Origin of the sequence: Pseudomonas sp. Marseille-P9899, from assembly GCF_903166565.1 — a bacterium.
Classification (GTDB): domain Bacteria; phylum Pseudomonadota; class Gammaproteobacteria; order Pseudomonadales; family Pseudomonadaceae; genus Aquipseudomonas; species Aquipseudomonas huaxiensis.
Genome location: NZ_CAESCG010000003.1, coordinates 525,232 through 537,522 on the forward strand (window position 1 = coordinate 525,232; position 12,291 = coordinate 537,522).

At 62.2% G+C, this 12,291-nt stretch carries 10 protein-coding genes, 1 tRNA gene and 1 pseudogene; 4 read left to right on the plus strand and 8 right to left on the minus strand.

Translation table 11 applies throughout. The features are described 5' to 3' along the window. Window positions 1-57: 57 nt before the first annotated feature. Entirely contained in the window at window positions 58-1,131 is a 1,074-nt protein-coding gene (locus tag HWV67_RS18200; protein WP_175652235.1) for a glycerophosphodiester phosphodiesterase, read from the plus strand. Window positions 1,132-1,197: 66 nt separating this feature from the next. Further along, the gene (locus tag HWV67_RS18205; RefSeq protein WP_175652236.1) at window positions 1,198-1,836 is read left to right on the plus strand and encodes a LysE family translocator; all 639 of its coding nucleotides are present in this window, start codon (window positions 1,198-1,200) and stop codon (window positions 1,834-1,836) included. Between the two features lie 37 nt (window positions 1,837-1,873). On the opposite strand, the gene HWV67_RS18210 is transcribed toward HWV67_RS18205, so the two are convergent. Continuing rightward, the gene (locus tag HWV67_RS18210) at window positions 1,874-3,604 is read right to left on the minus strand and encodes a SulP family inorganic anion transporter (protein WP_175652237.1); all 1,731 of its coding nucleotides are present in this window, start codon (window positions 3,602-3,604) and stop codon (window positions 1,874-1,876) included. A gap of 238 nt (window positions 3,605-3,842) precedes the next feature. On the opposite strand from HWV67_RS18210, the gene HWV67_RS18215 reads away from it, so the two are divergent. Beyond that, a complete protein-coding gene (locus tag HWV67_RS18215; RefSeq protein WP_175652238.1) occupies window positions 3,843-4,928 on the plus strand; it encodes a type I restriction endonuclease in 1,086 nt (361 codons plus the stop codon). A 145-nt stretch (window positions 4,929-5,073) separates the two neighbouring features. Here the strand turns inward: HWV67_RS18215 and HWV67_RS18220 are convergent, their stop codons facing one another. From HWV67_RS18220 to HWV67_RS18230, 4 genes and pseudogenes are all read right to left on the minus strand, one after another. Further along, window positions 5,074-6,021, minus strand: a complete 948-nt coding sequence (locus tag HWV67_RS18220) for a cation diffusion facilitator family transporter (RefSeq protein WP_175652239.1) — start codon at window positions 6,019-6,021, stop codon at window positions 5,074-5,076. Between the two features lie 64 nt (window positions 6,022-6,085). After that, the gene (locus HWV67_RS32170) at window positions 6,086-6,841 is read right to left on the minus strand and encodes a methyl-accepting chemotaxis protein (protein WP_371864275.1); all 756 of its coding nucleotides are present in this window, start codon (window positions 6,839-6,841) and stop codon (window positions 6,086-6,088) included. 102 nt (window positions 6,842-6,943) lie between these two features. Continuing rightward, a pseudogene (locus tag HWV67_RS32175) lies at window positions 6,944-8,236 on the minus strand (PDC sensor domain-containing protein); the annotation flags it as partial. Between the two features lie 42 nt (window positions 8,237-8,278). After that, window positions 8,279-9,631: an APC family permease gene (locus HWV67_RS18230; protein ID WP_175652240.1), complete on the minus strand. Its 1,353-nt coding sequence runs from the start codon at window positions 9,629-9,631 to the stop codon at window positions 8,279-8,281. A gap of 74 nt (window positions 9,632-9,705) precedes the next feature. On the opposite strand from HWV67_RS18230, the gene HWV67_RS18235 reads away from it, so the two are divergent. Continuing rightward, entirely contained in the window at window positions 9,706-10,005 is a 300-nt protein-coding gene (locus tag HWV67_RS18235) for a hypothetical protein (RefSeq protein ID WP_175652241.1), read from the plus strand. 157 nt (window positions 10,006-10,162) lie between these two features. Here the strand turns inward: HWV67_RS18235 and HWV67_RS18240 are convergent. The 3 genes from HWV67_RS18240 to HWV67_RS18250 all read right to left on the minus strand — a co-directional run bounded on the left by HWV67_RS18240 (window position 10,163) and on the right by HWV67_RS18250 (window position 12,284). After that, window positions 10,163-10,236, minus strand: a tRNA-Gly gene (locus HWV67_RS18240). Between the two features lie 147 nt (window positions 10,237-10,383). Beyond that, complete coding sequence (locus tag HWV67_RS18245) at window positions 10,384-11,268, minus strand: alpha/beta fold hydrolase (RefSeq protein WP_175652242.1); 885 nt, start codon at window positions 11,266-11,268, stop codon at window positions 10,384-10,386. Window positions 11,269-11,591: 323 nt separating this feature from the next. Next, window positions 11,592-12,284 carry a pseudouridine synthase gene (locus HWV67_RS18250; protein WP_175652243.1) on the minus strand — a complete coding sequence of 231 codons (693 nt, stop codon included), beginning with the start codon at window positions 12,282-12,284 and terminating at the stop codon, window positions 11,592-11,594. Window positions 12,285-12,291 lie beyond the last annotated feature (7 nt).

Consider the following 12,291-nt stretch of genomic DNA (forward strand, 5'->3'; position numbering starts at 1 on the left):
GGGCTGTCATCCGTGTCGGCGACTATGCTCTGGGCCGGTTTTGATGAGGAGCGGTCGATGTCATTCAAGGGGATCTTTCTGGGGCTGGGCATTGCGCTGTTGGGGTTGAGCGCGCCGGTCATGGCCCGCGACGGCGCGGCGCTGGCCAAGGCGCAGGGCATTGCCTATCCGGCGGTAATCGCTCATCGCGGGGCATCGTTCGATGCGCCGGAGTCCACGGCACCGGCCTATGAACTGGCCCGCGACCTGGGCGCCGATTACCTCGAGCTGGACCTGCAACGCACCCGCGACGGCGTGCTGGTGGTGGTGCACGACAATGATTTGCACCGCACCAGCGATGTGGCCGAACGCTTTCCCGAGCGCAAGGACAGTCCGGTCAGCGCCTTCACCCTCGCCGAATTGAAATCGCTGGATGCGGGAAGCTGGTTCAACCAGGCCTATCCCGAGCGCGCCCGGGCGGCGTTCGCCGGCCTCAAGGTGCTGACGCTTGAGGAAGTGATGGACATCGCTGAAGCCAATCCTGCCCTGCGGCCCGGGCTGTATATCGAAACCAAGGTGCCGAACCTGTTTCCCGGTATCGAGCAGGACCTGCAGCGCGCCTTGCAGGCCCGCGGCTGGCTGGACGTGCCGGGGCGCGTGGTGTTGCAGAGTTTTGACCGCGACAGCCTCGCGCTGCTGCACACGGCCATGCCGCAGGTGCCCAAGGTGCTGCTGTTGTGGCTGGGCAAGGGGCATATCGAACCGATGCCGGGCCCGACCTTTGCCGAGTCGGGCGAGCGCGACAAAGCCGCCTTCCTCGCCCGTCAGCAACCCAGGGACCGCGCCGAGTTCGAGCGCTGGCTCGATCATGCCAAGGCGGCGGGCGCCGTCGGCGTCGGCCCGTCCGCTGCGCTGGCAGCGGGAGGCGAGCAGAGTTACGCCGACCTGGTGCAGCCATGGATGAACCGCATGGCTCACGACAAGGGCCTGCTGGTGCACGCCTACACCGTCGATGAGGCGGTGGATTTCCAGCGGGTCAGCGACGCCGGGGTCGATGGCATCTTCACCAATCGCACGGGTGCGCTGCTGCGCTTTTATGGGCGAGGGGTGCCGCAGGACGAGGCGATATTGTTGAAGTCCGGGGGCTATTGAGCCTCTGGTCGATTGCCCTGGAGGCGGCGTAGACTCTGGCGTCTACCTGATACGGACTTCCTCCCCATGACGCTATCGCTGCTGTTCGCCGTGCTCGCTTCCGGCTTCATCTATGGCATCACACCGGGCCCCGGTGTGCTGGCCGTGCTGGGGATCGGCGCCACCCGTGGCCGTCGCGCTGGCGCCGGGTTTCTCTGCGGTCACCTGTTGGGGGATGTGCTCTGGTGCAGCACCGCGCTGGTGGCAATCGTCGGCGCGCGGCAGATCGGCAGTTCGGTGTTCGACATCCTCGGCCTGATCAGCGGCCTGTACCTGTTCTGGCTTGGCCTGCGCGCATTGCGCAGCCGACCGGGCGCCGCGAATGGCGAGCAGGGCGCGGCACGCCAGCCGTTCTGGCACGGTGTGGTTTTCGGTCTGACCAACCCCAAGGCGTACCCGGTGGCCGTGGCGACCTTTACCGCGCTGCTCTCCAGCCGCGCCGAAGCGCTGGACTGGTCGATGCTGCCGGCGCTGATCGCGCTGAGTTTCCTTGGCGGCTTGCTGGCTTACCTGATCCTGATCGTGGTGGTCGGCGCGCGGCACGTGCGCACGCTGTACACCCGCTACGAGCTGTGGATCACCCGGGCGTGCGGGCTGATGTTCATCGGCTTTGCCGTGAATGCCTTGCTGCATGCGCTGCCGGGGCTGATTCCACGGCGCGGCTGATGCAGGCGCGAGCAAGCTCGCTCCTGCTGGGCCATCCTCAAGGCAGATCAGGCACCGGCGCTACGCGGCCGGCATCCTCTTCATCCCGCTTGATCTTGTTGCGCCACAACCGGTACGCGCGGATCCCGGCGCGTACCGAGCCATACAGCAGATGGTTGTCCATCTCCCGCGCCAGGCCCGAGCGCACCAGCATCCTGAGGAAATTCCCGCGCGCCCGGGCGATGCCCATCTCGATGCCCTGGGCCTTTAGCGTATCCCGCACTTCGCGCAGCGCTGCGATGCCGCTAACATCGATGGAACTCACCGCCTCGGCATCGAACAGCACGGCCTTCGGCTCGGGCTCGCGCTGCACCGCGTCGAGCAGGCGCATCTTGAAGTAGTCGGCGTTGAAGAACAGGATCGCGTCGTCGAAGCGGTACACCACCAGGCCCGGCACGGTGCGGGCGTCCTTGTGGCGGCTGATGTCCACCTGGCCTTCGATGCCGGGTGCCCAGCCGAGCACCGCGTCGGTGGGCTGGTAGATGCTGTAGAGCAGGCGCAGGATCGCCAGGGTCACAGCGATGATGATCCCCGGCAACACGCCAACGCCGAGCACGCCGATGGTGGTGAACACGCACAGGAAGAATTCGAAGCGGCTCAGCGCCCAGATCTTGCGCAGCGACTGCACGTCGATCAGGCCCCAGCCGGCCATCAACAGCACCGCGCCCAGCGCCGCCTGCGGAATCCAGGCCATGGGCGTGGTGAAGAACATCAGGATCACGGCGATCACCAGCGCGGCGATGATCCCCACCAGTTGGCTCTTGCCGCCGACCATGTCGTTGACTGCGGTGCGCGAGTCGGCGCCGCTGATGGCGAAGCCCTGCGACACCCCGGCGGCCAGGTTGGAGACGCCCAGCGCAACGAACTCGTGGTTGGCGTTGATCGCGTAGCCGTGCCGCGCGGCGAAGCTGCGGGCGGTGAGCATGGCGCTACAGAAGCTCACGGTGGCGATACCCAGGGCGTCGCGCAGCAGGCTTTTCATTTCTTCCAGCGAGGTCTGCGGCCAGGCCAGTTCCGGCATGCCGCCGGGCACATGGCCGAGCACCGCGACGCCGTACTGGTCGAGGCCGAACACACCAGCGATCAGGGTGAACACCGCCACCGTGACCAGCGCCGAGGGCAGCTTGGGGTAACGTCGCGGCAGCCAGATCAGCATCGCCAGGCCGGCGAGGCCGATGCTCAGGGTCAGCCATTTGATCTCGCCGACCCGTTCGAAGAAGTTGATCAGGCTGAGGATGAAACCGTTGCCCTCGATCTTGAAGCCCACCACCTTGCCCAATTGCCCGGCCAGCAGGCTCAGGCCGATACCGTTGAGGTAGCCGATCAGAATGGGCCGCGAGAAGAAGCTGGCGATGAACCCGGCCCGCGCCACCCCTGCGGCGATCAGCATCAGGCCCACCAGCACCGTGACCACCACCGACAACTGCATCAGCCGCTGCGGATCGCCCATGGCCAGCGGCGCGATCGCCCCGGCGACCATGGCGCAAGTGGCCGCGTCCGGGCCGACCATCAACTGCCGCGAACTGCCCACCAGCGCGTAAACGATCATCGGCAGGATGCACGCATACAGGCCCACCTGCGGCGGCAGGCCGGCGATCTGCGCATAGGCGATGGCGATGGGAATCTGGATGGCGGCAACCGAAAGGCCAGCCTGCACGTCCGGGCGGAACCACTCGCGACGGTAATGCAGCAGGTTGGCCAGGCCCGGAAGCCAGCGGGAAAGAAACATGATCAGGTCCTTTTGATGTATCGGGCAGACACTAGCGCAATACCTTGGCGCCCGGCGCGTCCTTGGGGACGGTCGGTGGTCTGTCGGTGATCGGTCTCGAAAATGTGAGGCGTGGTGTTTCAATGCTGTGTGCAGTAGTACAGGAGTTGCCGACAGCTAGTAAATCCTGATATCCGTCTTGCGGGTAGCAGGCATTTAGCCAGCATCATACGGCACAGACATAGAGAAGGGGTAACCCATGGAGTTCTTTGAAAAGCTGACCAGCCTCGCGGCGAAGGTCCGTCTGCAAGCGGCAGCCATTCAGACAGAAGAGGCGACCAAGAATGCCTTTGTCATGCCGTTCATCAGTACGGTGCTTGGGTATGACGTGTTTGACCCGACGGAGGTTACCCCTGAATTTGTGTGTGATGTGGGTACGAAGAAGGGGGAGAAAATCGATTACGCCATCATGAAAGATGGTGAGGTTCAGGTGCTCATCGAGTGTAAGAAAATCGGTGAGCCTCTACATATCAATCACGCTTCCCAGCTGTTCCGTTATTTCCACGTAACCAGTGCGCGGATCTCGATCTTGACCAACGGGCAGGTCTACAAGTTTTTCACTGATCTTGACGCGCCAAACAAGATGGATGAGAAGCCTTTCCTCGAGCTCGATCTGCTGAATATCGATGAGTACTCGGTTCCTGAACTGATAAAGCTTACGAAGTCTGCATTTGATGTTGATTCCATCATCAGTGCGGCAGGGGAGCTCAAGTACGTCAGTCAGATCAAAAAGCTTATTGCTGCGCAATTTACTAAGCCTGACGATGATTTCGTCAAGGTTTTCGCGTCTCGCGTCTACGACGGTGCGCTGACCCAAAAGGTTCGTGACCAGTTTTATGAGCTGACCCGCAAGGCGCTGGCGCAGTATTTGAATGATCAGATCAACGATCGGTTGAAGTCCGCCATGAGCGGTGCTGTGAAGTCAGACTTGGCGTTTGTCGGAACGACTCCTGAAGCCGCTAATGAATCGCCGGAGCGTCCTGAAGCTGACGACAAAGTGATGACAACTCTGGAGGAACTGGAGGGCTACCATATCGTTCGGGCCGTTGTTCGGGCGGTAGTTGATGCCAAGCGGATTGTGCAGCGCGATACTCAGAGCTATTTCGGAATCCTACTTGACGACAACAACCGTAAGCCGATTTGTCGTTTGCATTTCAATCGCTCGCAGAAATACATCGGTATTTTTGATGAGGAAAAAAACGAAACACGCCATCCGATCTCATCATTGGACGAAATCTATAACTTCTCAGATGCGCTGAAGAAAACAGCGGGTTTTTACGAATGAGCGATTAACTTGCTCTTGGGCCGCTTCGCGGCCTTCGCGAGCAAGCTCGCTCCCACACGGGCTTTGGCAGGACTGGAGATCCAGGCTGACTGCGGTCACTGTGGGAGCGAGCTTGCTCGCGAAGGACTGCAAAGCAGGCCCGGCGTTATTCCGCCCACTCCGGATCCCCGGTAAACACCACCGTCAACCACCGATCCGGCCCTTCACCGCCAATGGCATTGCCGATCTCATCCCGCCACGCGTCCCACTCGGCGATGTTTCGAGCGGGCATGGTCCGGGGCACGATGAAGTACAGCTCGATTTCCCGCGACCGCCCGACCTTCGCCACATAAGCCCGATACGACAGCATGCTGTGCCGCTCGACAAAAGCCTGGGCGACTTCATCGACGTGTTGTTTCAAATCGGCCGGGGTCACCAGGAACATGTCCGCCAGCGCCTGGCGCACCACCGATATCGGCATCGGAATGATCACCACGCAGACCAGCGCCAGCACCGCCGGGTCGATGTACGGCGACAGCCATTCCCAACGCGTGCCCTGGACCGCAAGGCCAAAGCAGAAGGCGATCAGCAACGCCGCGGTGATGCTTGCCGACATCACCCAGCCTTTCACGTCCATCGCCACGAAGTCCGAGCGGATCTTGCGGTTGGCACGGGCTTCGAGGATGGCGATGGCCAGGCAGGCACTCACGGTGACCACGGCGTAGACCAGTGCCACGCCGAACTCCAGGTCTCGCCCGCCCTCGAGCAGGCTGCTGACGGCGTTGATCAGCGCATACAGCGCCACGCCGGTCAGGAGGATGCCGTTGAGCGCCAGAACCATCGGTTCCAGGTGCCAGAAACCCATGGTGAAACGCTCGCGCAACTTGCGTGACATGCGTTCGGTGCGGGTGTGGGCGGTGATCAGCTTGACCACCACGAGGGACAAGCCGCTCATGCTGGCATCGACCATCGAGTAGACACCATCGAAGACGATGGAGAACGAGCCTGAGGCGAGGCCGAAGCCAATGCCGATTGCGGCGATGAATAAAGTGACGACGATGGACGTGCGCAGCACGCCCTGTTCGCTCGTCAGGTCAAAAAAACGCGTACCCATTCAATGGGGCTCCCTTGATTGCCGGGCGTCCACAACGGCACGCCCGTCTTTTGCTGGTCATATCCTAGACCCGGAATTGCTCCATCAAAGCTTGTTGTTGATTGGCCAGGCGATTCAAGGCCTGGCTGATGCGCGCCGACTCATCGGCCTGACCGGACAACGACTCGGTCACGTCGCGAATTCCGGCGACGTTGCGGTTGACCTCTTCGGCCACCGCGCTCTGTTCTTCGGCGGCCGAGGCGATCTGCAGGTTCATGTCGCTGATCACCGTCACCGCGTCGCCGACCCGTTGCAGCGCCGGCACCGCCTGTTCCATTCGGGTGGCGCTGTCCTTGGCCTGGCGCTGGCCTTCGTGCATGGCATCGACCACGTCCTGCGTGCCCAGTTGCAGCGCCTCGATCACATGGCGAATTTCTTCCACCGAAACCTGGGTGCGCTGGGCGAGGTTGCGCACTTCGTCGGCGACCACGGCAAAACCACGACCCGCCTCGCCAGCGCGGGCGGCCTCGATGGCGGCATTGAGCGCCAGCAGGTTGGTCTGTTCGGCGATGGCGCGGATCACGTCGAGCACCGAGCCGATTTCTTCACTGCGTCCGGCCAGGGCGCGGACCCGGTCCATGGCCAGGTCCATGTCGGCGGCCAGCCGGTCGATCGATTCGCGGGTGACCGCCACCAGTTCAAGGCCCTCGCGGGTCGCCTGGTCGGCGCCGCGCGCGGCATGGGCCGCTTGCGAGGCGTTGTGGGCGACGTCATGGGCGGTGGCGCTCATTTCGTTGGCGGCGGTGGCGACCTGTTCGATTTCCCGTTGCTGTAGCTGCATGCCGCCGCTGGTCTGGCTGGCGATGGCGGCGGACTGGTCGGCGGTGCCGCGCGCCTCGTGCAAGGATTCTTTGACCTGGATGATCACCGGCTGGAGCTTGTCGAGAAAACGGTTGAACCAGCCGCTCAACTGGCCCAGTTCGTCTTCGCGGGTGTAGTTCAGGCGCTGGGTCAGGTCGCCTTCGCCGCTGGCGATGTCGCGCAGCCGCTCGGACACGGCAAGGATCGGCCGGGTGACGCTACGGGCGGTCAGCCAGACCAGCAGCAGGCCGACCACGGCGGCGGCGATGGCGATCAACAGGCTGGTGAGGTTGGCCGCCTGGTTATGCGCGGCGAGGCGTTCATTGAGGGCGATGGCGGGCGCCTGCAGTACCGCTTCCGGCACTTCCAGCAGCACCTGCCACGGCGCCGCGCCGGGAATGGGTGCGAAGGGGCGGGTGATGTGCATCTCGCCACCTTCCAGACGCTCGACCGCCTTGCCGGAACTGATCGCCGTGACCAGTTCGCCTGCTTGCGCGCCGAAGGCCTGTTCCAGGGTCTTGCTCAGTTGCGTGGCGTCGCGGCTGTACCCGGCCAGCAGGCCGGCGGGGCTGACGATGCTGACCTGGCCCTGGCCGTCGAACAGCTCCTTGCGGCTGTCCAGGCTCAGTTGCTGCAGATTGTCGAGGCCGATGTCCAGGCCGATCACGCCGATGACCTTGCCGTCTTCCAGTAGCGGCAGGGCGATGCTGGTCATCAATACCTGACGGCCGTTGACCTCGTCGAAATAAGGATCGAGCACGCAGGCCCGGGCGGTATCCAGCGGGCAGGTGAGCCAGCGGTTGTAGGGCGAACCGTTGGCGGCGGCGGTGGTGTCGGCCAGCATCGATTCGGGCATCGCTTCCGATTCCAGGGTGCCCGGTTTTGGCCGCGACCAATACAGCGAGAAGCGCCCAAGGTCGTTGCTGCCCAGGCTGTCTTGGCCGGCGAAGCGGGCATCCTGCTGGTCCAGCGCGCCGGGCTGGAATACCAGGTACAGGCCGATCAGGTCTGGATTGTCGGCCAGGGCTGTGCGCGCCTGGCTGACCAGTTCGCCGCGCAGGTCGGCGTCGCCGCGATTCTTTAGGACCTGGACCAGGCGGGCGAAACCATTGCCGTACTGCCAGGCATCCATGAAGTAACGCTGGATCCGCAGCGCCTGGGTTTCGCCGTGGGCTTGCAGCCGCAGGCGGGCGTTTTGGTCGAGCAGTTCGGTGTTGGCCGCGAACACCTGCTCCGCGCTGCGCCGGGCCTGGGTCAGCGAGGTAAGCATCAGGAACACGATGATGGCCGAAACGCACAGGCCGGTAAGGAGAATGATCTTCCACTGAATGGAGAGGCGGCGCTGGAGCATGGGGGTGATTTCCTTCTCGATCATGAACAACGCCCGCTCAGCGGCGGGCGTTGTCGACGGGCTGGCTCATTCGGCGATGTAGGTGGGCGGCGCAACCCGGAAAGACTTGGTCAGCCAGGTCAGGTAGATCACGCCGAACAACGCCCAGGCGCCCCCGAGCAGCAGCGAGTGTTCGTCGAGGTCGAGCCAGAGCATGGCGATGATGCAAAAGCCGATGGTGGGCAGGACCAGGTACTTGAGCTTGTTGGCCAACCCCTGGTTGCGCCCTTCGCGCAGGTAGCAGTGGTTGATCACCGAGAGGTTGACGAAGCTGAAGGCCACCAGCGCGCCGAAGTTGATCACCGACGTGGCGGTCACCAGGTCGAAGAAGATCGCCGACAGGGCGATGAAACCGACGATGGCGATGTTCAGCACGGGAGTCTTGAAGCGTGGGTGCAGGCGCGAGAAGACGTTGTGCGGGATGACCTTGTCGCGGCCCATGACAAACAGCAGGCGCGACACGCTGGCCTGGGACGCCAGGCCCGAGGCGATGGTGTTGATCACCGTGCAGGCAATGAAGATCGACTGGAACAGCTTGCCGCCGACATACAGGGCGATTTCCGGCAGGGCGGCTTCGTGGTCATGGAAGCGCTCCATGGTTGGGAAGTAGGACTGGATGAAGAACGACATGAGGATGAACACCACGCCGCCGATCAGGGCGATCAGGAAGATCGCGCGTGGGATGACTTTCTCTGGTTGGTGGGTTTCTTCCGAGAGCGTGGTGACCGCATCGAAGCCCAGGAACGAGAAACAGAGAATGGTCGCCCCGGCCATCAGCGCGCTGAACTGGGTTTTCTCGTCGGCGAACGGGGTCAGTGACCAGGCCGTGCCCAGGCCTTCGCCCTGGTGCAGGCCGCGCAGGCAGAGGTAAACGAACACCGCCATGATCAGAATCTGCACGGCGACGAACAGCGTGTTGAAGTTCGCCACCAGATTGATGCTGCGCATGTTGACCAGGCTGATCAGCGTGACGAAGCCCGCCACCCAGATCCACTCCGGCACTTCCGGGAACATCGCCGACAGGTAGAGCTTGGCGAGGAGGGCGTTGACCATCGGCAGCAGCAGGTAATCCAGCAGCGACGACCAGCCGACAAGGAAGCCGACATAGGGATTGATTGCCCGTTGGGTGTAGGTGTACGCCGAGCCGGACTGGGGGAAACGTCGCACCAGCGTGCCGTAGCTCACTGCGGTGAAGAGGATGCCGAGCAGGGCCAGGACATAGGCGCTGGGCACGTGGCCGGCAGTGATGCCGGAGACGATGCCGAAGGTGTCGAACACCGTCATCGGTGCGATATACGCCAGACCTATGACCACTACCTGCCAGAGGCGAAGGGATTTGCGCAATTGGACGTTGCCGGCGCTGCTGTGTTCAGGCTGCATGAGGGCGATGCTCCTGAAGCAGGACGGCGGATACGGCGCGCGGCGGGCACGGCAAGGTTGAGCGGATCAGCTCCATGTTGTTTACCTTTTATGGCGGAGCGGAAATGGGCGCGGGCAAGGCGCCGGTGTCAGGTTTTGCAGGACCGGAACGACGAAGGCGGTGCGTGTGGGCAAGGGCGGACGGGCGTCATGATGGCGGCGGCGCTGTTCTTCTTCGTTTATCGGGCGCAGGGCAAGGTGTGAAAAATAAGAAACGAAGGGGCGGTAGCGTGTCAAGTAAAACGCTACATTATTTTTATTTCATGAATATTTATCGAGATTTTTTGTATTTTTTCGGCGATATTCCGGCGTTAACGCCTGATTGTCGATTTTGATGTTCGTAAAAATTTACGTGGTTGGCAGGGTTTTTTAATCAGTTGGCGATGAACAGTTCGACGCGAATGCGTCTGGAGTTCGGGTAGTTCGCGAGGGTTTGAATCAGGAGGGGGGTTGCACGGGAAGGGCGGAACGTGAGGCGGGTGTTGAGGGATCTGGAGCGGGTGAAGGGAATCGAACCCTCGTTATCAGCTTGGGAAGCTGGAGTAATGCCATTATACGACACCCGCGCAGGCCGACTTTTTACCAGAACCGTGAAACGATTTGAAGCTTTATCCGTGAATCGTGCGTGCGACCTGTAGCGACAGGGCGATGATCTTCAGATTGCCCGGCAGGGCAATCGATACCGCTGGCTGTGCTACAGGTGCCCGTTTCCCTCAGATGGCCAGTGCATGCTGGCCCTGTACAGGCTGGTAACGCAGGCGTTGTTCGCGTTGCGTCGGCTTGAGGAAGTTCAGCAGCACATCGCGGGTGTCGCGGCAGGCCGACTTGTTTTCCATGTCGAGGAAGTGCCCGGCACTGCGGATCTCGCTGAAGTGCGAGTTGCGCACGTGACGGCCGAACTGCCGCGCATCGTTGGTGGTGGTGTATTCATCCCATTCGCCATTGACGAACAGCACCGGAATATCGATGGCCCGGGCCGAACTCAGCGCTTTCTCCAGGTCGTGGTCGAGCACCTGGTGGATGTGGAAGTGCATCTGCGCGTATTCGTGGTTGTCCAGGCTGCTGACGTGCCGGTAGTTGAAACGCTTGAACAGCGGCGGCAGGTACTTGCCGATGGTGTCGTTGACCAGATTGCCGACCTGATAGCGGTCGCAGTCCTTGAGGAACCGCGACCCGCGCTGCAGGTAGTCGCGCATCGGTTCGTTGATCACCGGCGAGAACGAACTGACCACTGCCCGCTCGATGCGCCGTGGCTTGTGCGCCAGGGCCATGAGGGTGCAGGCGCCGCCCCACGAGAAGGACATGACCTGGTCGGCGCCGAAGTGGTCGATCAGTTCAAGCAGGATCTGCCCTTCGGTTTCCTTGGTCAGCAGCCTTTCGTGGCGGTTGTGCGGCTTGGACTTGCCGGCATACGGCTGGTCGTAGAGCACAACGTTGAATTGCGGGTGCAGATTGCGCACGGTCTGCGAGAAAGAAGCCGTGGTAGCCAGCGAGCCGTTGATCAGGATGATCGTTTTCTCGGCTTCTTGCGAACGATAGAACTCCGTGTAAACCCGGTACTGCCCCTGTATATCCAGCACAGCAATTTCTGGCCTCATGTCATGGACTCCTGGCGCAAAAAAAGGGTATCCGTCCAAGCAAGCTTGCACGTTCTTTATGACAGGTAGGCATACGCCTGGAAGTGAAGCGAGGGGCCCTTGTCGATCCGATACCGGCCTGGTCGACGGGTGTTGTTCTTGGCGGGCAATTTGCAGGTCTCCTGCGCATCAAGGCACGGGTAGCCAGCAAAAAGGTGTCTTGGACTATGACTGTGACTGGTAAGTCACATGAAGACCGACGATTCGATTCAAGCAGCCCGTGGACGATGCTGCAAGTGCCGTTCGGGCAATTAATGAATTTTTTCTGTCGGACGCGGGGCGGTTCAGATCGCCAGGATTTCGTCTGCCCGCAGCGCCCGGTATTGCCCGGGGGCAAGCGCCGGGTCCAGTTCCAGCGGGCCCATGCGCTCGCGATGCAGGCGCACCACCTTGTTGTCGTAATGGCCGAACATGCGTTTCACCTGGTGGTAGCGACCTTCGATAATGCTCAGGCGTGCGCTGTGGCTGCTGAGTGGCTCCAGGTCGGCGGGCTGGGTGGTGAGGTCTTCGAAGGCGAAGTAGAAGCCCTCGCGAAAGCGCGCGACGTAGTGCTCCTCGATCGGCTGCTCGGTCTCCACGTAATAGACCTTGGGCAGTTTGGTCTGCGGCTGGGTCAGGCGTCGCGACCACTGCCCGTCGTTGGTCAGCAGCATCAGGCCGGTGGTGTTGAAGTCCAGGCGCCCGGCAATGTGCAGGTCGTCCTTGTCCGGCTCGTCGAGCAGGTCCAGTACCGTCGGGTGAACCGGGTCCGTGGTGGCGCTGACGCAGCCGGCCGGTTTGTGCAGCATGAAATAACGTGCCGGATGGCCGGCCTGCAACACTTGCTCGTCCACCTCGACGCGGCTGAATACCCGCACTTCATGCCGCGGATCATTCACCACCTGGCCATCGACCCGCACGCGGCGTTCCACCAGCAGCAAGCGCACTTGCTGGCGATTGAAGCAGGGCAGGTTGGTGAGGAAACGATCGAGGCGCATGGGTAAG